This is a genomic window from Demequina aestuarii (assembly GCF_000975095.1).
In the GTDB taxonomy this organism is placed as follows: Bacteria; Actinomycetota; Actinomycetes; order Actinomycetales; family Demequinaceae; genus Demequina; species Demequina aestuarii.
Window position 1 is genome coordinate 1,731,970 of the sequence record NZ_BBRD01000001.1, and the last position, 19,857, is coordinate 1,751,826.

Annotated in this window: 22 protein-coding genes and 1 pseudogene; 4 read left to right on the top strand and 19 right to left on the bottom strand. The window is 70.0% G+C overall.

Annotation, left to right across the window (positions count from 1 at the left end):
- Window positions 1-9: 9 nt before the first annotated feature.
- The 9 genes from dxr to AOP72_RS13825 form a co-directional block, all read right to left on the bottom strand.
- Window positions 10-1,173, bottom strand: a complete 1,164-nt coding sequence (gene dxr / locus AOP72_RS08140) for a 1-deoxy-D-xylulose-5-phosphate reductoisomerase (RefSeq protein WP_062134821.1) — start codon at window positions 1,171-1,173, stop codon at window positions 10-12.
- The gene (locus AOP72_RS08145; RefSeq protein ID WP_062134822.1) at window positions 1,170-1,724 is read right to left on the bottom strand and encodes a DivIVA domain-containing protein; all 555 of its coding nucleotides are present in this window, start codon (window positions 1,722-1,724) and stop codon (window positions 1,170-1,172) included. Before AOP72_RS08145 ends, dxr begins: the two co-directional genes overlap by 4 nt.
- Window positions 1,724-2,833: a dual-specificity RNA methyltransferase RlmN gene (rlmN, locus tag AOP72_RS08150; protein WP_062134823.1), complete on the bottom strand. Its 1,110-nt coding sequence runs from the start codon at window positions 2,831-2,833 to the stop codon at window positions 1,724-1,726. Before rlmN ends, AOP72_RS08145 begins: the two co-directional genes overlap by 1 nt.
- Window positions 2,830-3,804 (bottom strand): phosphatidate cytidylyltransferase, encoded by a 975-nt coding sequence (locus AOP72_RS08155; protein ID WP_062134824.1) that lies wholly within the window; start codon window positions 3,802-3,804, stop codon window positions 2,830-2,832. Before AOP72_RS08155 ends, rlmN begins: the two co-directional genes overlap by 4 nt.
- Window positions 3,805-3,832: 28 nt before the next feature.
- Entirely contained in the window at window positions 3,833-4,390 is a 558-nt protein-coding gene (gene frr, locus AOP72_RS08160) for a ribosome recycling factor (protein WP_062134825.1), read from the bottom strand.
- Window positions 4,391-4,413: 23 nt separating this feature from the next.
- Window positions 4,414-5,163 (bottom strand): UMP kinase, encoded by a 750-nt coding sequence (gene pyrH, locus AOP72_RS08165; protein ID WP_062134826.1) that lies wholly within the window; start codon window positions 5,161-5,163, stop codon window positions 4,414-4,416.
- A 59-nt stretch (window positions 5,164-5,222) separates the two neighbouring features.
- On the bottom strand, window positions 5,223-6,062 hold the full coding sequence (gene tsf, locus AOP72_RS08170) for a translation elongation factor Ts (protein WP_062134828.1): 840 nt from the start codon (window positions 6,060-6,062) through the stop codon (window positions 5,223-5,225).
- A gap of 9 nt (window positions 6,063-6,071) precedes the next feature.
- Window positions 6,072-7,127: a 30S ribosomal protein S2 gene (rpsB, locus tag AOP72_RS08175; protein ID WP_062134830.1), complete on the bottom strand. Its 1,056-nt coding sequence runs from the start codon at window positions 7,125-7,127 to the stop codon at window positions 6,072-6,074.
- Between the two features lie 477 nt (window positions 7,128-7,604).
- A complete protein-coding gene (locus tag AOP72_RS13825) occupies window positions 7,605-7,781 on the bottom strand; it encodes a hypothetical protein (RefSeq protein ID WP_238581643.1) in 177 nt (58 codons plus the stop codon).
- Here AOP72_RS13825 and AOP72_RS13830 point away from each other — a divergent pair.
- A pseudogene (locus AOP72_RS13830) lies at window positions 7,717-7,899 on the top strand (peptidoglycan DD-metalloendopeptidase family protein); the annotation flags it as partial. The gene AOP72_RS13825 and the pseudogene AOP72_RS13830 sit on opposite strands and share 65 nt — an antisense overlap.
- A 118-nt stretch (window positions 7,900-8,017) precedes the next feature.
- Here the strand turns inward: AOP72_RS13830 and AOP72_RS08185 are convergent.
- The 5 genes from AOP72_RS08185 to AOP72_RS08205 form a co-directional block, all read right to left on the bottom strand.
- Complete coding sequence (locus tag AOP72_RS08185; RefSeq protein WP_084631571.1) at window positions 8,018-8,851, bottom strand: sigma-70 family RNA polymerase sigma factor; 834 nt, start codon at window positions 8,849-8,851, stop codon at window positions 8,018-8,020.
- A 7-nt stretch (window positions 8,852-8,858) separates the two neighbouring features.
- Window positions 8,859-9,854 (bottom strand): tyrosine recombinase XerC, encoded by a 996-nt coding sequence (locus AOP72_RS08190; RefSeq protein ID WP_062134835.1) that lies wholly within the window; start codon window positions 9,852-9,854, stop codon window positions 8,859-8,861.
- A 122-nt stretch (window positions 9,855-9,976) separates the two neighbouring features.
- Entirely contained in the window at window positions 9,977-11,164 is a 1,188-nt protein-coding gene (gene dprA / locus AOP72_RS08195) for a DNA-processing protein DprA (RefSeq protein ID WP_062134847.1), read from the bottom strand.
- Window positions 11,161-12,678 (bottom strand): YifB family Mg chelatase-like AAA ATPase, encoded by a 1,518-nt coding sequence (locus AOP72_RS08200; protein ID WP_062134850.1) that lies wholly within the window; start codon window positions 12,676-12,678, stop codon window positions 11,161-11,163. The genes dprA and AOP72_RS08200 overlap by 4 nt, the downstream gene beginning before the upstream one ends.
- Window positions 12,675-13,031 carry a YraN family protein gene (locus AOP72_RS08205; protein ID WP_062134853.1) on the bottom strand — a complete coding sequence of 119 codons (357 nt, stop codon included), beginning with the start codon at window positions 13,029-13,031 and terminating at the stop codon, window positions 12,675-12,677. The genes AOP72_RS08200 and AOP72_RS08205 overlap by 4 nt, the downstream gene beginning before the upstream one ends.
- 429 nt (window positions 13,032-13,460) lie before the next feature.
- Here AOP72_RS08205 and AOP72_RS13610 point away from each other — a divergent pair, with 429 nt between their 5' ends.
- From AOP72_RS13610 to AOP72_RS08215, 3 genes are all read left to right on the top strand, one after another.
- Window positions 13,461-13,613 carry a hypothetical protein gene (locus AOP72_RS13610; protein WP_193746388.1) on the top strand — a complete coding sequence of 51 codons (153 nt, stop codon included), beginning with the start codon at window positions 13,461-13,463 and terminating at the stop codon, window positions 13,611-13,613.
- Complete coding sequence (locus AOP72_RS08210) at window positions 13,607-14,032, top strand: hypothetical protein (RefSeq protein WP_193746389.1); 426 nt, start codon at window positions 13,607-13,609, stop codon at window positions 14,030-14,032. The genes AOP72_RS13610 and AOP72_RS08210 overlap by 7 nt, the downstream gene beginning before the upstream one ends.
- Window positions 14,033-14,208: 176 nt before the next feature.
- On the top strand, window positions 14,209-14,640 hold the full coding sequence (locus tag AOP72_RS08215) for a hypothetical protein (RefSeq protein WP_062134859.1): 432 nt from the start codon (window positions 14,209-14,211) through the stop codon (window positions 14,638-14,640).
- A 269-nt stretch (window positions 14,641-14,909) separates the two neighbouring features.
- On the opposite strand, the gene AOP72_RS08220 is transcribed toward AOP72_RS08215, so the two are convergent.
- The 5 genes from AOP72_RS08220 to AOP72_RS08240 all read right to left on the bottom strand — a co-directional run bounded on the left by AOP72_RS08220 (window position 14,910) and on the right by AOP72_RS08240 (window position 19,730).
- Window positions 14,910-16,304 carry an MFS transporter gene (locus tag AOP72_RS08220; protein WP_084631574.1) on the bottom strand — a complete coding sequence of 465 codons (1,395 nt, stop codon included), beginning with the start codon at window positions 16,302-16,304 and terminating at the stop codon, window positions 14,910-14,912.
- Window positions 16,301-16,891 carry an ArsR/SmtB family transcription factor gene (locus AOP72_RS08225; RefSeq protein ID WP_062134862.1) on the bottom strand — a complete coding sequence of 197 codons (591 nt, stop codon included), beginning with the start codon at window positions 16,889-16,891 and terminating at the stop codon, window positions 16,301-16,303. The genes AOP72_RS08220 and AOP72_RS08225 overlap by 4 nt, the downstream gene beginning before the upstream one ends.
- A gap of 128 nt (window positions 16,892-17,019) precedes the next feature.
- Window positions 17,020-18,651, bottom strand: a complete 1,632-nt coding sequence (locus tag AOP72_RS08230; RefSeq protein WP_062134865.1) for an MDR family MFS transporter — start codon at window positions 18,649-18,651, stop codon at window positions 17,020-17,022.
- A gap of 37 nt (window positions 18,652-18,688) precedes the next feature.
- Window positions 18,689-19,351, bottom strand: a complete 663-nt coding sequence (locus tag AOP72_RS08235) for a TetR family transcriptional regulator (protein ID WP_193746390.1) — start codon at window positions 19,349-19,351, stop codon at window positions 18,689-18,691.
- Between the two features lie 52 nt (window positions 19,352-19,403).
- On the bottom strand, window positions 19,404-19,730 hold the full coding sequence (locus AOP72_RS08240; protein ID WP_062134871.1) for a DUF2469 domain-containing protein: 327 nt from the start codon (window positions 19,728-19,730) through the stop codon (window positions 19,404-19,406).
- Window positions 19,731-19,857: the final 127 nt, after the last annotated feature.

A 19,857-nucleotide genomic window follows, 5' to 3' on the forward strand; every position in this document is an offset into this window, starting at 1 on the left:
GCTCCTACCCTACGTATTCGTGTCTCGACCGATGAGCGCGGACGCCCGCTCTCGCGCCCACCGCTCAGCCTCGTCGACGGCGTCGAGCGACAGTTCTGCGGGAGCCTCGTACTGCTCGACAACGCTTCGCACCGTGTCGACGATCCCGAGGAACGGCAGCCGTCCCTCCACGAACGCCTGCACGCACTCCTCGTTGGCCGCGTTGAACACTGCGGGGTGAAGGGCCGATGCGGCCACGGCGGCGCGCGCGACGCGCACGGCGGGGAACGCGTCCTGGTCGAGAGGCTCGAAGGTCCAGGTCGCCGCCTGCGTCCAATCGCACCCCGGCACGGCGTCCGCCAGGCGATCGGGCCACGACAGCCCGAGCGCGATCGGCAGCCTCATGTCCGGCGGCGAGGCCTGGGCGAGAGTGCTGCCGTCGATGAACTCGACCATCGAGTGCACGACGGACTGTGCGTGCACCACCACGTCGATGCGATCCATCGGAATGTCGAACAGCAGGTGCGCCTCGATGACCTCGAGCGCCTTGTTCACCATGGACGCGGAGTTGATCGTCACCACCGGGCCCATGTCCCACGTCGGGTGGCGCAGCGCGTCAGCGGCGGTGACGTCCGCGAGCTCGGCGCGGGTCCGGCCACGGAAGGCACCGCCCGATGCGGTCACGACGAGCCGGCGCACCTCGTCGGCGCGGCCTCCTCGCAGCGCCTGCGCGAGCGCCGAGTGCTCGGAGTCGACGGGCACGATCTGGCCCTCGCGGCGCACGGCCGCTCTGACCAGAGCGCCCCCGGCGACGAGGGACTCCTTGTTCGCGAGGGCGAGCGTGCTGCCGGCCTCAAGAGCGGCGAGGGTGGGCCGCAGCCCCACGGATCCGGTGATCCCGTTGAGCACCACGTCGGCGCCGCAGCCGGCAGCCGCCACGACCGCATCGGCGCCCGCTGCCACCTCGATCCCCGGAAGAGCGCGAGCGATCTGCGCCGCCGCATCGGCCGATGAGACGGCCACCAGCGCGGGGCGAACGGCCGTGGCCTGCGCGATCACCGCATCGGGGTCGGAGCCGCCCGCGGCCAGGGCGACCACGTCAAAGCGGTCAGGGTGGCGCGCGATCACGTCCAGAGCCTGGGTGCCGATCGATCCGGTCGAGCCCAGCAGCGAGACGGTGCGCGCAGCGCTCACGCGGCCCCGAGCAGGATGTCGACGGTGCGCGCGAGGTAGGCGTCCACGACGCGCTCCTCGTAGGCGCCCCACGCGCGGCGACGCTTGAAGGTAAGGCTTCGGACGTCCTCTGCCGTCAGGGGACGGCCCTGATCGAAGAACGCGGTTAGTCGGTCGAGGGCGGCGTCGACCTCCTTGCGGTCGTAGCCGGTGTGAAGCGTGCCCGGCGCGGCGAACCGCTCCCCCGCTGGCCGGCGCAGGCGCGGGTACAGCACCTGGGCGCGCCTGGCGAGCTCGGCCATCCACGCGTCGTGGCCGTACTCCTTGATGAACCGTTCGCGCACCCGGACGGCGAACGCGACCTCGAGCCGGTCGAGCGCCGAGTCCACAGCGGCCGTGGAGTAGCCCCCGCGCTTGAGGTCGAAGCTGGCACGCCGGACGTCGATCGCGGCGAGCTCGTCGGACAGTCCCGGCTGCTCGTACGCCGCGCGCGCGTTGTCGAAGTACTCGTCGACCTCCGCCATGCGGTAGCCGAGCGCGAAGGTGCGCACCCGTGGGAACAGATCGGCCATCAGTCCTCCTTGATCGCGAGCTGCCCGCAGGCGCCGTCGATGTCGCTGCCTCGAGTATCCCTGATCGTGGTCGGAATCCCGTGATCACGGAGCGTGTGCACGAACTCTCGCTCCACCTCGGGATCGGACGCCGTCCAGATGGACCCCGGCGTGGGGTTGAGCGGGATGGGGTTCACGTGGACCCAGCCATCCCCGCGCTCGCGGAGCTTGCGGGCCAGCAGCGCCGCGCGGTGGGCCTGATCGTTCATGTCACGGATGAGCGCGTACTCGATCGACACGCGACGGCCGGTCGCGGCGTAGTAGCGATACGCGGAGTCGAGGGCCTCGTCCACGGTCCATCGGGTGTTGATGGGCACGATCTCGTTGCGCAGCTCGTCGTCGGGCGCGTGCAGGGACAGCGCGAGCGTCACCGGGATGCCCTCCTTGGTCAGCTTGTCCATCGCCGGCACCAGGCCCACGGTCGACACGGTGACGTGGCGCGCGGACAGCCCGAAGCCGTGAGGCTCGGGGGCGACCAGTGCCCGCACGGTCTGCATCACTGCCTTGTAGTTGGCGAGCGGCTCCCCCATCCCCATGAAGACCACGTTGGACAGGCGCACGGGCTCGCCAAGGTCACCATCGCGGGACGCGCGGGCCGCGAGCCGCACCTGCTCGATGATCTCCGCTGCGGAGAGGTTGCGCGTGAGACCCATCTGGCCGGTCGCACAGAACGGGCAGGCCATCCCGCAGCCCGCCTGGCTTGTCACGCACAGCGTCGCGCGCTCGGGGTACTTCATCAGCACGGACTCGACCTTCACGCCGTCGTGGAGGTTCCACAGCGTCTTGCGCGTGTCGCCCCCGTCCGCGACGAGCGACTTCACCGGCGTCATCAGTGACGGGAACATCTGGGCCGCGAGGTCGTCACGGACCGCTGCGGGCAGGTCCGTCATGTCGTCGGGGTCCACGGTGAGGTGCGTGTAGTAGTGCGTCGCGAGCTGCTTGGCGCGGAACGCGGGCAGTCCCTGCTCCCTCATCCTCTCGACGCGTTCGTCGTGAGTGAGGTCCGCGAAATGGAGAGGCGGCTTGCCGCGCCGCGGCGCTGACATCTGGAGCAGTGGACGAGTAGTCATGAGGTTCCCAACAGAAGTCCGAATACGACGTAGGCCACGGGCGCGGCGAAGAGCAGCGAGTCGATGCGATCCATGATGCCGCCGTGACCCGGGATCACGCTGGACATGTCCTTGACCTGGATGTCGCGCTTGACCGCCGACTCGGCCAGATCGCCCAGCACGGCGGCGATCGCGGAGGCAAGGCCCACGACCGTGCCTATCCACCACCGGCCATCGAAGAAGAAGAAAGCGGCGATCGAGGCAGTGAGCGTCCCGAGCAGCAGCCCGCCCGCGAAGCCTTCCCAGGTCTTCTTGGGGCTCACGCGCCGCGCCATCGGGTGCTTGCCGAACAGCATGCCGGCGAACAGCCCGCCGGTGTCGGACCCGACTGCGGCGAGCACCACCACGATCACGCGCTGCCACCCGTCGGGAGACAGCTCCATGAGCACCAGGAAGGACGCGAGGAACGGGATCCACAGCAGGGTGAGCATCGACGCCATGGAGTCCGCGAGGGTGTTCTCGATGCGCTCATCCACGACCCGCCAGGCGACCGTGCCTGCGCATCCCACCATGAGCGCGACGACCAGTCCCTCGGGCCCGCCGTACCAGGTGGCGACCACGAGGCCCACGGTCGCGAGGCCGATGGGGGCGAGGGGAACACGGCGATCCGAGCGCCCGAGCACTCTGCGCCATTCGATCACCGCGGCGAACGCACCGAGGCACACGAGTCCGGCCAGCGCTGCGGGGTGCCACCACGCGGCGGCGAGCACGCCTCCGAGCAGCAACAGTCCCACGGCAGCGGCGATGGGCATGTTGCGCCCCGATCGCGAGATGGGGGCGACCTGCGGAACGGGCTCCTCGACGCCCTCGGGCGCCGCGGGGTCCACGCGCGGGTCGTCCACGCCATCGCGCACGACCGCCGTGCCGAACTGCGCCGCCGGGGCGGTGCTCTCGGGGGCGTCGGCTGGGCGACTGCGTCGGAAGATGCTCATGGATCGGCCCCGGAGAGGCGGCGCGAGGCTAGACCTCGAGCAGCTCGCTCTCCTTGTGCGCGAGCAGAGCGTCGATCGCGTCGACGTGCCGCTTGGTGAGGCCGTCGAGCTCCTTCTCTGCGCGCGAACCCTCGTCCTCGCCCACGTCGCCGTCCTTGACCGCGGCGTCGATGAGGTCCTTCGCCTTGCGGCGCATGTTCCTCACCGTCACCCGAGCATCCTCGGCCTTGCTCTTGGCGAGCTTGACGTAGTCGCGACGGCGCTCCTCGGTGAGCTGCGGCATCTGAATGCGCAGCACGGTGCCGTCGTCGGAGGGGTTGACCCCCAGGTCCGACTTGCGCAGGGCGGAGTCGATCTCCTTCTTGGCGGAGGCGTCGTACGGCGCGATCAGCACCATCCGCGCCTCGGGCACCGTGATCGATGCCAGCTGCTGCAGCGGGGTGGGCGCGCCGTAGTAGTCGACGGTGATGTTCGCGAACATCGACGCCGACGCCTGGCCGCTGCGGATTCCTGCGAAGTTGTCCTTCGCCACCGCAACGGCGTTGTCCATGTTTTCCTCGGCCTCGAGAAGGATGTCGTCAATCACGTGTGCTCCCTTGTCTGCACGGCTCAGGCCGTGACCAGCGTGCCGATTCTCTCACCCAGGAGCGCGCGAGTCACATTTCCGGGCTCCTCGAGTCCGAACACCACCATCGGCATGGCGTTGTCCTTCGCGAGCGAGAAGGCGGCGGCGTCCATGACGTCGAGTCCCTGCTTGAGCGCGTCCCTGTAGGTGACGTGGTCGAGGCGAGTGGCGCTCGCATCCTTGCGTGGATCGGCGGTATAGACGCCGTCGACCCCGTTCTTGCCCATCAACACCTCGGTGCAGCCGACCTCGAGGGCGCGCTGCAGGGACACGGTGTCGGTCGAGAAGTAGGGCATGCCCGCTCCCGCGCCGAAGATCACGACGCGGCCCTTCTCCATGTGCCGGACGGCGCGCAGCGGAATATACGGCTCGGCGACCTGGCCCATGGTGATGGCCGTCTGGACCCTCGTGGCGACGCCGGCCTGCTCCAGGAAGTCCTGGAGGGCGAGGGCGTTCATCACGGTGCCCAGCATGCCCATGTAGTCGGCGCGTGCGCGCTCCATGCCGCGCTCCGAGAGGTCCGCGCCGCGGAAGAAGTTTCCACCGCCCACGACGATGCAGACCTGCACGCCCTCCTTGACGGCGGCAGCGATCTCACCCGCGATGCGGTTGATGACGTCGGCGTCGAGCCCGACGGACCCGCCGCCGAACATCTCACCTGACAGCTTCAGCAGAACGCGCCGCGCCCTTCCAGAGTCCGCGGTGTCCGGTCTCACGGTGGTGGGCTCGGACATCGGGGCCTCCTAGGGTCGCGGCGCGTCGTGCTGTGTGGTCGAGTCTCCTGACGGGAAGACTACGCTCCCACGCGGAAGCGTGCGAAGCCGGTCACCTGGCCGCCAGCGGCCTCGATGACCTTGCCGACCGTGGTCTTCGGGTCCTTCGCGAATGCCTGGTCCACCAGGGTGTTCTCCTTGAAGAACCCGTTGAGGCGGCCCTCGACGATCTTCGGCAGGGCGCCTTCGGGCTTTCCCTCTGCCTTGGCCGTCTCCTCGGCGACGCGGCGCTCGTTGGCGACGGTCTCCTCAGGCACGTCCTCGCGCACGAGGTAGGACGGCGAGTACGCCGCGATGTGCATCGCGATGTCGCGAGCGACGTCGCCGGCCTTCGAGTCGGAGCCCACCAGGACGCCCACCTGGGCGGGAAGGTCCTTGTTCGTGCGGTGGAGGTACTCGGTCACGACCGGGGCCTCGATGCGGGCGACACGGCGCAGGACGATCTTCTCGCCCAGGATGCCGGCCTCGGCGTCGATGACGTCCTGAAGGGACGTGCCATTGACCTGCGAGGCGAGTGCGACCTCGGCCGAGTCCGAGCCCGATGCGACGACCGCGTCGAGCACGGTCTGCGCAAGCGCCACGAACTTGTCGTTCTTCGCCACGAAGTCGGTCTCGGAGTTGAGCTCGATGAGCGTGCCCACCTGGCCGCCGTCCACCTCCTGGATGGATGCGGCGACGAGGCCCTCGGAGGCCGACCGGCCCTCGCGCTTGGTGACGCCCTTGAGGCCCTTCACGCGCAGAATGTCCACGGCCTTGTCGAGGTCGCCCTCAGCCTCGTCGAGCGCCTTCTTGACGTCGAGCATGCCCGCACCCGTGCGCTCACGGAGCGCCTGGATGTCAGCAACGGTGTAGTTCGCCATAGGGTTTCCTTACTTCTCGTCGGCGGTCTCGGCGGCAGGCTCATCGGCCTTGGCCTCGTCCGCATCGGCGGTCTTCTTGGCGGCCGGCTTCTTGGGCGCAGCCTTCTTGGCCGGCGCCTTCTTCGCGGCGGGCTCCTCAGCAGCGGCCTCGTCAGACTTCTCGTCCGTGGCGTCTGCCTCGGGAGCGGCGTCCTCGGTGGTCTGGGCGTCGTCAGCCTTCGCCTCCGCCTCGTCGGGCTTCGCCTCGTCAGCGTCGGCCTTCGCGTCCGACTTCTCGGCCTTCGCCTCGTCCTTGTCGCCGCCCAGAAGCTCCTGCTCCCACTCGGCCAGCGGCTCGGCAGCGCCCTCAGCCTCCGCCTCGTCACCCTTGGGGGTGTGACGGATGCGCACGCCCTCGGCCACCGCATCGGCAATCACACGGGTGAGCAGGCCCACCGCACGGATGGCGTCGTCGTTGCCCGGGATGCCGTAGGCGACCTGGTCCGGGTCGCAGTTGGAGTCGAGGATGCCCACCACGGGGATGCCGAGCTTGCGCGCCTCGTCGACGGCAAGGTGCTCCTTGTTGGTGTCGACGATCCACACGACGGACGGCGTCTTGGCCATGTCGCGGATGCCGCCGAGGGTCTTGTCCAGCTTGTCCTTCTCGCGGCGCATCCCCAGAAGTTCCTTCTTGGTGCGGCCCGAGCCGGCGACGTCGTCGAAGTCGATCTCTTCGAGCTCCTTGAGGCGCGAGACGCGCTTGCTCACGGTCTGGAAGTTGGTGAGCATTCCGCCCAGCCAGCGCTCGTTCACGAAGGGCATGCCCACGCGCTTGGCCTGCTCGGCGATCTGCTCCTGCGCCTGGCGCTTGGTGCCGACGAACAGCACCGTGCCGCCGTGAGCGACGGTGTCGCGCACGAACTCGTAGGCGGAGTCGATCATCGCGAGCGACTGCTGCAGGTCGATGATGTAGATGCCGTTGCGCTCGGTGAAGATGAAGCGCTTCATCTTGGGGTTCCAGCGGCTGGTCTGGTGTCCGAAGTGCACACCGGAGTCGAGCAGCTGTCGCATGGTCACGACGGCCATGGTTCGTCCTGTTCCGCACGCGCGAGGCGTGCATGTTCGTGTGCGGGGTCGGAGGACCCCGCGTGTTCGGTTGACGATGCGACCCATCTGGGTCGAATCCCTAGCGCCAACGCGGGTCGGCACCGAGCTGGGCTCGGACCTCGCCTTCCCGGCGCGCTCCCTGCCGGTGAACCGGTGGGCGGCGCGAATGGCACGCGATGTCATCCGGGCATGCCGGATGCACTGGCGATGATACCCGACCGGGGCGCAGGCGGCATACCCGACGTCGGTCCCCTGACGCCCGCGTCCCCCGTCCCGATGCCGACTGCTCCCTCCACCGACGGCACGGCACCGAGCCCTTCCGTGCGCAGCGCATCGGTGAGATGAACCCATGAGACGAGTGTCGAGGTGGTCAGTCGCCCTGGTGGCGGCGCTCGTGATCGGGCTCGCGTGGTCTGGCGCTCCGGCCGCGAGCACGCCGTGGGTGCCGGCCGCTCCCTACCGGGCTCCCGTCGAGCCCATGCGCGCCGTCGCGCTCGCACGGATCCCGCCGGAGCCGTGGATCGCCGGCCATCGCGGCGTGGACCTCGCCGCCGAGGTCGGTGCGCCGGTGGCGTCGCCTGCGGCGGGGGTGGTCGCGTTCGTCGGCTGGGTGGTGAATCGCGGCGTGGTCACCGTCAGGCACGACGATGGGGCGCTGACCAGCCTCGAGCCGGTCGATGCGGCGGTGGCAGTGGGCGATCGCGTGGGCCGCGGTGCGGTGCTCGGCACCGTCGGCGAGGCGAGCGGGCACTGCGCCCCCGTGGCGTGCGTGCATTGGGGCGTCCGGGTGGACGGCGCCTACATCGACCCTCTCGACGTGCTCGAGGGGTATGGCCGGGTGCGACTCCTTCCGCGATCGGCGCAGTCGTTCAGACGAAGGCCCCGGTGCGCAGCAGCGACTCTCGGAGCTTCTTCACCGCTCCGGAATGGATCTGGGAGACGCGCGACTCCGTCACCCCGAGGATCTGACCGATCTGCGCGAGGGTCAGGTTCTCGAAGTAGTACAGGTGCAGCACCTGCTGCTCGCGGTCGCGCACGCCCTGGACGGCCGTCGCCAGCAGCGCCCGCGTCTCGCGAGCCTCGAACGACATGGAGGCCTCGGGCGCCGAGTGCGCGAGCGCGGAGTCGATGGCCTGGGTCTCGCCACCCGACACCATGCCGTCGAGGGCCGCCACGTGCGACAGCGCGACCTGCGCTCGGACGGTGCGCACCTCTGCGGTATGCCAGCCCAGGTGGTCGGCGACATCCTCATCCGTGACGGGCCGCATCAGCGTCTGCTCGAGCGCACGAGTCGCCTGCTCGACGGTGCGGGCCTTGGAGCGCACGGAGCGTGGCACCCAATCCGCTGCGCGGAGCTCGTCGATGATGGCGCCTCGCACTCGCTGCGCCGCATACGTCTCGAACTTGTAGCCGCGAGCGGGCTCGAACTTGGCGACGGCGTCGATCAGGCCGAACATGCCGTAGGACACGAGGTCAGCCAGTTCGACGGTGTCCGGCAGGCGGCCGATCATCCGCGATGCCACCTGCGTCACCAGCGGGGCGTGGTGCGTGATGAGCGCATCTCGCGCCTCGAGGCGGATCGCCTCGTCCTCGCAGCGCAGGTCCTCCCACCACGTCGCGACCGTGCATGCGTCGGGACGCTCGGGGGCGTCGCGCATCGCGTCCTCCGTCGCGTGAGTCCCCACAGCGTTCAAGCTCGACATGGCTCTCCTAGGCGCGCGGGTGCGCGAGTTGGTAGGTGGCGCGCAGGCGTTCTGCGGACACGTGGGTGTATCGCTGGGTCGTGTTCAGGCTTGCGTGGCCCAGCACCTCTTGGACCGAGCGAAGGTCGGAACCGCCGGTGAGCAGGTGCGTGGCCGCACTGTGTCGCAGGGCATGCGGAGCGATCTCCGGAACCCCTGCTGCGCGGCACAGCGCGTGAATCGCCTCGCGGATCTGACGTTGGCCGGCGCGGCCACCACGGCGTCCGAGGAACAACGCAGCATCGGTCTCAGCACTCACCAGCGCCGGTCGGCCATCGGAGATCCATGCGCGCATGGCACGGGCGGCCGGGACCCCGAACGGCACCACGCGCTCTTTGTTTCCCTTGCCCACCACGCGCACGAGCCGCTCGTCGAGGTCGACGTCGGCCAGGTCCACGGAGGCCAGTTCGCCCACGCGCATCCCGGTCGCATACAGCAGCTCGGCCGCGGCCCAGTCGCGCAGGTGCATCGCGTCGCCGTCGTCGCACCGGGTCTGGGCGACGCTCAGCAGCGTCATCACGTCTGCGGGGCTCATCACGGCTGGGAGGGTCGATGCGGCGCGTGCGGACGCGAGCCGCAGGGCCGGGTTGTGATCCACATGGTCGTTCTTGTGGGCCCACGCATAGAAGGCGCGCACGGAGGCGCCCCGTCGCGCGAGGGTCGTGCGGCTGAGTCCCGCGCCGGCCATCATCGCGAGCCACGCGCGCAGATCCTGCAGCTCCACCGTCTCGAGCGCGGAGTCGATATCCAGCGCGTCGTCACCGTCGTCGTCGTGATCGTCGTCGGGCGCTGAGGGCGCCACGTCTCCGTGCGTCACAGCTCCGTGCGTCACGAAGGCCGCGAGGTGGGACAGATCGCCGCGGTAGGCGCGCACCGTGTTCTCGGAGAGGCCTCGCTGATGGCGCAGGTAGCCCTCGAACAGGGCGATCAGCCCGGTCCGTCCCCTCGCACCCCTGGTCGGCATGCAGTCACTGTGGCACCGTCACACCAGTCATATCAACCCCTCTTGTCACATTCGTCACATCAATCTCATCACTCACGCCGTCTTTGTCCTGTTTTGTCATGATTTTGCGCTCGCTGCGCGCGCTACCTGGTGGCGAAACGTTTCGCCCGTGGATCCGGCTTCCGTCGCCAGCGGTGCCGGTCCCGGACCACTGCTCCCGCAAGCTCGAGACGGCCGAGGGCGGCTCTCGCTTCCGCCAGCGTGAGGCCCGCGGTGGTGGCGAGCGCGTCGAGGTCCCTCGCCCGGCGTCCGAGAGCGTCGAAGACGGCGCGGTCCGCCGGAGCCGCGAACTCGGGCGTCCCGCCGGTGTCGTCGGCTGCCGCGCCGTTCTCAGCGTCGCCGCCGTGCAGGTCAATGGGTCCGGCCAGCTCCACGAGGTCCGCTCCCCCGGTCACCAGCACCGCCACCCCGTCGCGCACCAGCGTGTGGCATCCGGCTGACGCCGCGCTGGTCACCGGCCCGGGGACGGCCGCCACGGGGCGCGCCAGCTCCGCAGCGCGGTTCGCGGTGCTGAGCGCACCGGAGCGCCGCGCGGCCTCGACGACCACGGTGGCGCTCGCGCACGCGATGAGGCGGTTGCGAGTGAGGAATCGCGATCGATGCGGTGCCCATCCGGGCGGCACCTCGCTCATCACCGCCCCCTGGTCGAGGACTCGCGCCAGGAGGTCGCTGTTGCCGGCCGGATACAGGCGGTCCACGCCTCCTGCCATGACGGCGAGGGTGCGGCCTCCGGCGGCGAGCGCGCCGCGGTGAGCGGCCGCATCGATTCCGTAGGCGCCGCCCGACACCACGCTCCACCCGTGATCGGCTGCGTGCGCGGCGATCGTGCTCGCGACGTGATCGCCGTAGGACGTCGACGACCTCGCTCCCACGATCGCCACCGATCGCAAGAACAGTCCACCCAGGGGCTCGACCCCTCGCACCCAGAGCGCGAAGGGCGCGCCTTGACCGAGAGAGTCGACAGCGACGGGCCACTCAGGGTCGTCGCGCACGACCACGCGAGCGCCACATCGTTGGGCGCGTTCGCGCAGGGCGGCGGCCTGTGCCCCTTCCCGCCGTCGCGCCCACCTCTCGCTCGCACGCACCACATCGGTGATGGTCCGCTCCGGCGCGCTGCCCGCGAGCATGATCGTGGCCTCCACCACGTCACGCGCCGCGACGTCCACCCATTCCCGTGCGGCATCCGGGCCGAGCGTGGAGACAAGCCAGCCAGCGGCGTCGTCCGCGGGCTCAGCGAGCGCACTCCACTCGATCCACGCATCGGCGCTCATGCGGCCGGCCCCCGCGAACGCAGCGTCATCGCCTGAGCCACGTCGTCCTCCCCTGGCTCGTCCGCCTCGCGCAGATCCGCGAGCGTCCACGCCAGCCGCAGTGCCCGGTCGGCGCCCCGCGCGGACAGCACTCCCCTGTCGAGCGCCCTCCACACCGGCGTCACCGCGCGCGGTGAGGTGTGGCGGCGGAGCCAGGCGCCGGAGGCCTGGGAGTTGAGCGTCCAGCCATGAGCGGAGAGCCGGGCGCCGGCCTTCTCTCGGGCCCGCGCCACCCGTGCGGCCACCTGCGCCGAGTTCTCGCCCTGGTGGTCAGCTCCGCGTCGCACCGGATGCACGTCGACTTGAATGTCGACGCGGTCGAGCAGCGGGCCGGAGAGCCGGCCGAAGTACCGCCGCCGGTTGATCGCGCTGCACGTGCAGCGATCGCCGTCACCGTAGAAATGGCCGCACGGGCACGGGTTCGCGGCGAGCACCAGCTGGAACCGGGCCGGGTAGCGTGTCGCACCGCTGGCCCGGTGGAGCACGATCTCACCGCTCTCGAGCGGCTGGCGCAGTGTCTGGAGCACGCGGGCCGGGAACTCGGGCGCCTCGTCCAAGAAGAGCACACCGGCGTGAGCACGGGAGATCGCGCCGGGCCGTGCGAGCCCGCTGCCCCCGCCCACGATCGCCGCCGCCGACGCCGAGTGGTGCGGTGCCTCGAACGGCGCGCGACGCATCAGGCCGCCGGAGACGTCGAGCGAGCCGGACAGGGAGTGAATCGAGGTCGCGGCCACGGCATCGGCGTCCGCGAGCGGAGGGAGCACTCCGGGCAGCCGGCACGCGAGCATGGTCTTGCCCGCACCCGGTGGCCCGGTCATGAGCAGGTGATGACCGCCTGCGGCGGCGACCTCCAGGGCCCAGCGCGCCTCCCCCTGACCCCTGACGTCGCTCAGGTCCGCCTGGGACTCGGCCTGGGCCGGCGCTGCTGGCGCGGGGACGGGATCGCTGGCCGTCGCCACCGCATCGGCGCTCCCGTAGGCACGGGCGAGTTCGGCGAGGGACGCGACCGGGCGGACGTCGGCCCCCGGCACCAGCCTGGCCTCGTCGGCGTTCGCCCACGGCACCGCGACCGATGCCATGCCTGCATCGACGGCCGCAGCCACCGCTGGCAGCACCCCTGCAATGGGCCGCACCCTGCCGTCGAGCCCGAGTTCGCCGAGGTGCGCCCCCGCCCCGGCCCGCGCGGGGTCGATCATCCCGGCGGCCGCGAGCACGGCCACGGCGATGGCGAGATCGGTGGCCGACCCGCGCTTGGGCAAGGACGCCGGCGACAGGTTCACGGTGATCCGCCGCTGGGGCCACGACAGCCCCGAGCTGGCGACCGCGGCGCGCACCCGGTCGCGCGCCTCGGTGAGGGAGGCATCGGGAAGGCCGACGATGGTGAAGGCGGGCAGGCTCGACCCGATGTGCGCCTCGACGTCGACCACGTGCCCATGGAGGCCCGCCAGCACGATGGCCCTGGAGCGGCCGATCACTCGACGCCCCGCACGTGGTCGAGCCGAGCGGCACCCGCCGCGGGAAGCGTCACCGCGACCACGTCGATGCGTGCGTCAGAGAACGTGCGGTCCTGCTGCCGCAACCACGCCGCCAGCAGTGCGCGCAGGCGAGCCACCTTCGCGGGCGTCACCGCCTCGAGAGGCGACCCGCAGGCGTCGGTGCGCCGTGTCTTGACCTCGACCGCGACCACCGCGTGCCCATCGACCGCCACGATGTCGATCTCGCCGCGGGCCACGCGCCAGTTGCGCGCGAGCACCTCCCAGCCGTCCTCCTCGAGCCTGCGCGCCACCACCTGTTCCCCGTGCCGGCCCACCGCATCCTTCGCCGCCATGTCCCACCTCCGCGGACCACGGTGGCGGGTTCGTCCGGCCGATGCGCGGGGGCCCTGGGCGGGGTGGGGATCAGTCGAGTATTGCGGCCGCTGGGGACGGCGATCGCGGGAGCCCGCCCCCCGCCGGACGGGCCCCCGCGATCGCCGAATACGACCAGGCCGTCGCGGAGGGCGCAGAGTGCTTCCGGACGCATCCCGGCGAGCAGTACCGCGTGCGCGCCGGGCCGGAAGAGCGACGCGGTGGCAGCCCTCGAATAGCGCGAGCAGATCACAGGGCAAGAGGAACGCCACAATGCATCACCTGACCAGGTTCTTCTTCTGAGGCACAACAAGGAAGTGTTCGAACGAAGTGCGCTCCGACTTCTCGGAGCGGCGGCTTCGCTCCCTACCAACGAGGAAGTCACGAGCGAAAGCGAGTAGAACTCGCGAATGTCGCTTCTCGTCGATCTGATCCGGAGCGACGACGGCATGCTGGCGGTTCGGATGGAGAACGACACACATGGCGTCTCCACTGAACACTGGCAGACCACGGACTTCTCCCCCATGGATGCCGACGTTCCTGAAGACGCACCGGTGTGCTGACCGGTGCTTTCTCAGCCCTATCGCTGATACCCCTTCGACGCCGAGAACGCGCGCATCGGCGCGAGAAGCTTGAGCGTGGCGTGATCGCGTACCTTGAAAGGCGGTCGGATGAGGCGCTCGATGCGCAGAGCATCACGGCAAAGGTCAACCGCGTCAGCGCACTCAGTTCTGAACTCGACACGCTGAACCGCGATCTGAAGCGGTCATTCGACCTGCAGACCGCGGCGACGTGGGCCGCGAAGAAGGAAGGTGACGAAGCAACTGCGCGTGCCGAGAGCGCGACCGCGCTCGCTGAACTTAAGGAAGAACACTTGCGTGGCCTGCGCGAGATGATGCGCAGAGAGATCACGGAGGACCTCAAGCAGGAGCAGGCAAACGCACGGCTCGCTGATCGGGCTTTCAGATCAGACTCGCCGTAGGAAGCTTCTTCGCGGGTGTCGCAGCAACAAACCTGATCCCACTCATCGGGCGCGCTCTATTCTCGTGACGACACGCTCTGACAGAACGCGCATGCGCGGCCTGACACGACTAGTCGCATGTAACCAGTGAGACCCATCGAGAGCACCGTGCTTGACTGCGCTGGCAGAATGCCGCCATGGATTGGTTTCTCACCCTCGTCATCGCAGTCGCACTCGCTTCCGGATTCGGAGTCGTGATCGACGGTCTGCGCAACCACGCAGAGAAGCGGCGGAAGGCCGCCGCGAAAGCGGAAGAGCCCGGAACCTACCCGGAAGAGACCCGCTCCGCCGAGTCTCGGATCCAGCGACTGAAGAACACGGCTGCAGAGTACGAGACTGCTGTTGGCGCCGTTCACGCTCGGTGGGAGAACGGCTTGGCGTATCACAACGATACTCACGCCGCGCGGGGCCTCGTGGAGGCACGCGACGCCGCGGAACTGCGACTGCAACACGAAGTCCAGATCCCACCTGCGCCTTGGGCAAGCCGCCCCCTGCCGAACTTCTTCTTGGGGGTCACCGCGAGTGTGGTGGCAGCGGTTATTGCCGCCCTCGTCCTCCCAACGAACTGAACACATGCTGTGCCGCGAGGCCGCAACCGCCCGGGCACAACCTGTTGCAGTCACAGCAGCACCGACCCTTGTTGATGCAGCACAGATCACCCTCGACGTCCACCACGTGGGGGTGTAGCCCCGCCAGCACGATGGCCCGCGACCGGCCGATCACTCGACTTCCCGCACCTGATCGAGCCGAGGCGCAGGGGCCCGGCCGATGCGCGGGGGCCCTGGGCGGGGTGGGGATCAGTCGAGTATCGCGGCCGCTGGGGACGGCGATCGCGTCACTACGACCGTCGCGGAGCCTGGGGCACCGTGACTCCCGCCCCGGCGGGAGGTGCGCCGTCGACAGGCTCGGTGCCGGAGACAGTCTGCGCTTCGTGCGTGTCATCCGCGTCGTCAGCCGGCATGTGCGCGTCGGCGCTGAGGAGCAGCCGCGAGGCGAACAGCGACACCAGCACCGTGCCCGCACCACCGATGAGGTACGGCAGCTGCAGGTCGACGCGCGCGACCCAGCCGCCCAGCATCGTCGCCACCGGCATGAGGCCCCACGTGACGGTGCGCGCGGCGCCGAGCACGCGGCCCAGCATGTGCCCGGGGATGATCGCCTGCCGCAGCGATCCCCACGGCACGTTCCACATCGCGACCCCATACGCGCTCGCCGAGTACGCCAGGACGGCAACCCACGCGTTCGGGGCGAGCCCCACTCCCACGAGTCCCACGCCACCGGCGATCGCCGCTGACAGCATCGTCCTGCCGCGGCCCAGTCGGGCCAGCACGCGACCGGCCGTCAGCGCGCCCGCCACGCCGCCGAGCCCGATGCCCGCGGTGACGACGCCCACGAGCTCGGCGGTCACGCCGTAGCGATCGACGAACAGCAGAACAGTGATCGCCTGCGCGAACGCGAGGAACCCGCCCACCAGCGAGGTGACCAGCACCATCGACCGCAGGTACCGGTGCCGCCAGAGGAAGCCGAGCGCCGCGCGCAGCGGGACCGGCGCTGGCGTGTCACCTGGCTCCCCACCCTCCCCCGCATCGGCCGCCCGCGGTTCGCTGCGCCCCGCCCGGGCCGCCGTCGCCGGCAGCATCAGCACCAGGGCGCCCGCGATCAGGTAGCCGGCCCCGCTGACGACCATGGGCAGCACGATCGCCAGCGAGAACAGCACGCCCGAGACGGGCTGGGCCACGAACATGTCGACACCCACCTGGGCGGCCTGGATGCGGCCGTTGGCCTTGTCGAGTCCGCGGCGACGCACCAGGGACGGCAGCACCGCGTTGGTGGCGTTGTCGAACAGGGTCTCGCCCAGGCCGAACACCAGCACCGCGGCGGCGAGCACCCACAGCGTGATCTGATCCGCGGCAATCACGAGCGCCACGCCGGCGGCCGCGACCACGCGCACCACGGAGGCCGCTGCCATCGCGTGCCGCCGGTCCACGCGGTCGACGATCATCCCGGACGGCACACCGAAGATCAGCCAGGGGACGTACGCGAGGGCCGTCAACACGGCGATCGCGATCGGGTCGGTGGTGAGCGCGACGGCCGCCAGCGGGATCGCGAGCCGCGCGATGCCGTCCGACAGATTGGAGCCGATGGCCGCGCCCCAAAGCTTGCCGAAGTCCTTGCCGAGCGCGGCTTCCTTCGACGACCCCTTCAAAGGAGCGCGGGTCGCGGCGGCGCTCATGCTCCCGCCCCGTCCACGCCCACCACCGGAAAGGCGTTCACGTGGAGCGCGACGACCCTGGCCTCTGGCGGGTCCTCGCGGTCTCGGAAGGGCGTGAGCCGCTCGGACACGAACGCCTCGACCGCGTCGGTCAACTGATCCAGCTCCTGCGCCGTCATCCGCACGCTCGCGGAGATCAGCATCGACGAGTCGACCCATTCGGGTCCCAGCTCCGCCTCGCCGCGGCGCAGGAACGTGTCGACGTGCCGCGCGCGCTGGTCCGCGAACTGGCGCGCGACCAGGATGGTGGAGTCCATCGCCGCGCGGTCCTCACGCATGTCGGTCGCCGCGAGGGTCAGGCCGCCAGGAACCATGCGCCACCACCGCTCTCGCCCCGTGCCGCGCTCGGGGTCCTCTTCGACGAAGCCGTGCCGCGCGAGCTGGCGCAGGTGGTAACTGGTGGCGCCCGAGGACTCCCCCAGCCGGTCCGCGAGCAGCGAGGCGGTGGCGGGTCCGGCCATCGTCAGACTGTCGAGGATGTCGACGCGCAGCGGGTGCGCGAGTCCCTTGAGTGCGGCGGCGTCGAGCCGACGCTGAGGAGTGGTCATGGCCGCCACGATAGCGATGCAAAGATATCTTTGCAACAGTTTCTTTGCACCTTGCCCGCCCGCAGGCCCCGCGGGTGCGCTGGGCCGATTGCGGGATGCGCGACGGCGCGAGAAGAAGCGCCGATGCCTTACGTCGAGGGGCGGGAGCGCACGAGCGCAGGGTCGCGGTTGGCCGGGCCCGCGGAGGCTTCGGCGGGCACGGGCGCGTCTCGATCGATCTCGCGCTCGATCCGGGTCGCCAGCGGCGCCTCCTTGACGAAGAGCAGCAGCACGAACGAGACCAGCGACAGCGGCACCATCAGCAGGAAGACCGGCGTGAGGGCGTCGTTGTATGCGCCCACGATCACGTCGCTCACGGCGTCGGGCAACTGCTGGACGAGCGCGGGAGTGAGCGAGTTGGTCCCGCCGTCGAGCCCTCCTCCGCCCCCGGGCAGCCGGTCGGCGAGCAGTCGCACCAGGCGCTCCGTGAACAGGGCGCCCACGATCGCGGTGCCGAGCGACGCACCGATCTGCCGGAAGTAGTTGTTGGACGCGGTCGCCGTCCCCACCATCGACACCGGGAAGGTGTTCTGCACCACGAGCACGAGGATCTGCATCGACAGCCCCAGCCCGGTGCCGAGGACGGCAAGGTACGCGCACACGTGCCACAGGGCACCGTCCGCGGTCAGCGTCGACAGCAGGTACAGGCCCGCGCCGATGAAGACCGACCCCACGATCGGCAGGATCTTGTAGCGACCGGTGCGCGTCACCGCCCGTCCGGCCGTGATGGAGGTGATGAGCATCGCGCCCATCATGGGCGCCATGAGCAGCCCCGCCGTGGTGGCGCTCACGCCGGCGACCATCTGCAGATACGTGGGCATGTACCCGACGGTGCCGAACATGCCGACGCCCACCAGCAGGCCGGCAGCCGTGGGCAGCACGAAGTTGCGGCGGCGAAAGAGCGAGAGCGGAATCACCGGCTCGCTCGCGCGGCGCTCGACCATCACGAAGGCCACCGCGGCGAGCACAGTGAGCGCGATGAGACCGATGATCTGAGGCGAGCCCCACGCGTACTGGTGCCCGCCAAAGCTCGTCATCAGCACCAACGACGTGGACGCGATCGCGAGCAGGACCATCCCGCCTACGTCGATCTTGCGTCCCGCCCGGGGCCGTGCAGGGATCTTCAGAAAGAGCACCGCAGAGGCGATGGCGAGTGCGCCGAGCGGGAGATTGAACCACATCACCCAGCGCCAGCCGACGGACTCGGTGAACCAGCCGCCGAGCAGCGGCCCCGCCAATGTCGCGAATGCGAACACGCCGCCCATCACGCCCATGTAGCGGCCTCGCTCGCGCGCCGGCACGACGTCGGCGATGATCGCCTGCGCGAGCACGAACAGCCCGCCGCCGCCGAGCCCCTGGATCACGCGACCGACGATCAGGGAGTCCATGTCCTGCGCCAATCCACCCACGACGGAGCCGGCCAAGAACAGCCCGATCGCCGTGATGAACAGCCCTTTGCGGCCGTAGAGGTCGCCGAGCTTGCCGTAGATGGGCATGGTGACGGTCGCCGCCAGGATGTAGGCGGTCGTCACCCAGAGCATGCGATCCACGCCGTCGAGCTCGCCGACGATCGTGGGCAGGGCCGTCGCGAAGATGGTCTGATAGAGCGCCGCGAGCAGCATCGCGGTCATCAGGCCGATGAACATCAGCAGCAGTTGGCGCCGGTCGGGCGTCTCCGCCGCCACCTGGTCTCGGGTAGGCGTGGGGTGGGACACAGTCATTTCCTCGTCTGTCGTACCGCCGGTCGGGCGGTGTGCGTTACGCGGACGGCGCCTGGGTGAGGCGCCGCACGCGGGGGAAGTAGTCATGGATGAGGGAGGCGAGCGGGGCCTCGCCATCGCCGGCGAGCCAGCCGCGGGCCATCACCTGCAACGCGCCCATGGCGATCGACACGGCCATGGCGGCCTCAATCTCGGCGTCCGCATCCCCGAGACTTGGACGGGTCGCGTCGAGGCGCTGACGGACGATCCCCGCGTACTGGGCCCTGGCCTCGGTGATGCGCATCATGTTCGCCGCGGCGAGCTCCGGCGTGGCGTCGAGCAGCGTGCGGCGCTGGCGGAACAGCTCGCGATCAGGCTCGGCCGCCGTCCAGACCTCAGCCATCATGACGGCGAACGCCTCGACGTCGGAGACCCCCCTGGCGGCGACGAACGCCGCGACCTGGGACTCGTTCGGCATGGGCTTGCCCTCGCCCAGCACCGCGGCCTCGCGGCTCGGGAAGTAGTTGTAGAAGGTGCGCGGTGAGATCCCCGCGGCGTCGCAGATCATCTCGACCGTGACGGCATCCCACCCATGCTCGAGGCCGAGCGCGATCGCGGCTCGCCGTGTGGCCTCGCGCGTCTCGCGCCGCTTGCGCTCGCGCAGGCCCTCGGGCTTTGCGACCGATGCGCCATCGGGCGCGCGGGCGCCCTCATGTTCCATCCGTTGCATAGTCTGCATATTTGCAGAGTGTGCAACGAACTGTCAAGTGGCGCTAGCGCGGGCGCAGGTGCCGAATGTCGGGGATCGCACCGTCGTCCGTCGACAGTTCCTCGATGTTGACGTCCTTGAAGGTCACCACGCGCACGTTGCGCACGAGCCGCGCCGAGCGGTAGACGTCCCACACCCACGCATCGGTCATGGTCACCTCGAAGTAGACGTCACCCCCAGACGCGCGCACCTGCAGGTCCACCTTGTTGCACAGGTAGAAGCGTCGCTCCGTCTCGACGACGTACTGGAACAGGCCCACCACATCGCGGTACTCGCGGTACAGCGCCAGCTCGGCGTCGGTTTCATAGTTCTCGAGGTCCTCGCTGCTCACCGGACCATCATGGCCACAGACGGCCGATGCGCGCATCCGGCGCGCCGGGCGCCCCGCGCCCGTTCCGGGCCCCCGGAATCAACACCTCGCCGATCGAGCCCGCGCGCACCGACGGGGTTGACCGATC

Excerpts from the sequence above, each read along its gene's own strand:
- AOP72_RS13610 (WP_193746388.1), top strand. The coding sequence starts at position 13,461 with ATGTCGCTTCTCGTCGATCTGATCCGGAGCGACGACGGCATGCTGGCG.
- AOP72_RS08235 (WP_193746390.1), bottom strand. The coding sequence starts at position 19,351 with ATGGAACATGAGGGCGCCCGCGCGCCCGATGGCGCATCGGTCGCAAAG.
- dprA (WP_062134847.1), bottom strand. The coding sequence starts at position 11,164 with ATGAGCGCCGATGCGTGGATCGAGTGGAGTGCGCTCGCTGAGCCCGCG.
- AOP72_RS08185 (WP_084631571.1), bottom strand. The coding sequence starts at position 8,851 with ATGTCGAGCTTGAACGCTGTGGGGACTCACGCGACGGAGGACGCGATG.
- AOP72_RS08190 (WP_062134835.1), bottom strand. The coding sequence starts at position 9,854 with ATGCCGACCAGGGGTGCGAGGGGACGGACCGGGCTGATCGCCCTGTTC.
- AOP72_RS08155 (WP_062134824.1), bottom strand. The coding sequence starts at position 3,804 with ATGAGCATCTTCCGACGCAGTCGCCCAGCCGACGCCCCCGAGAGCACC.
- AOP72_RS08220 (WP_084631574.1), bottom strand. The coding sequence starts at position 16,304 with ATGAGCGCCGCCGCGACCCGCGCTCCTTTGAAGGGGTCGTCGAAGGAA.
- rpsB (WP_062134830.1), bottom strand. The coding sequence starts at position 7,127 with ATGGCCGTCGTGACCATGCGACAGCTGCTCGACTCCGGTGTGCACTTC.
- AOP72_RS08230 (WP_062134865.1), bottom strand. The coding sequence starts at position 18,651 with ATGACTGTGTCCCACCCCACGCCTACCCGAGACCAGGTGGCGGCGGAG.
- AOP72_RS08215 (WP_062134859.1), top strand. The coding sequence starts at position 14,209 with ATGGATTGGTTTCTCACCCTCGTCATCGCAGTCGCACTCGCTTCCGGA.
- AOP72_RS08225 (WP_062134862.1), bottom strand. The coding sequence starts at position 16,891 with ATGACCACTCCTCAGCGTCGGCTCGACGCCGCCGCACTCAAGGGACTC.
- pyrH (WP_062134826.1), bottom strand. The coding sequence starts at position 5,163 with ATGTCCGAGCCCACCACCGTGAGACCGGACACCGCGGACTCTGGAAGG.
- tsf (WP_062134828.1), bottom strand. The coding sequence starts at position 6,062 with ATGGCGAACTACACCGTTGCTGACATCCAGGCGCTCCGTGAGCGCACG.
- AOP72_RS08205 (WP_062134853.1), bottom strand. The coding sequence starts at position 13,031 with ATGGCGGCGAAGGATGCGGTGGGCCGGCACGGGGAACAGGTGGTGGCG.
- AOP72_RS08145 (WP_062134822.1), bottom strand. The coding sequence starts at position 1,724 with ATGGCCGATCTGTTCCCACGGGTGCGCACCTTCGCGCTCGGCTACCGC.
- rlmN (WP_062134823.1), bottom strand. The coding sequence starts at position 2,833 with ATGACTACTCGTCCACTGCTCCAGATGTCAGCGCCGCGGCGCGGCAAG.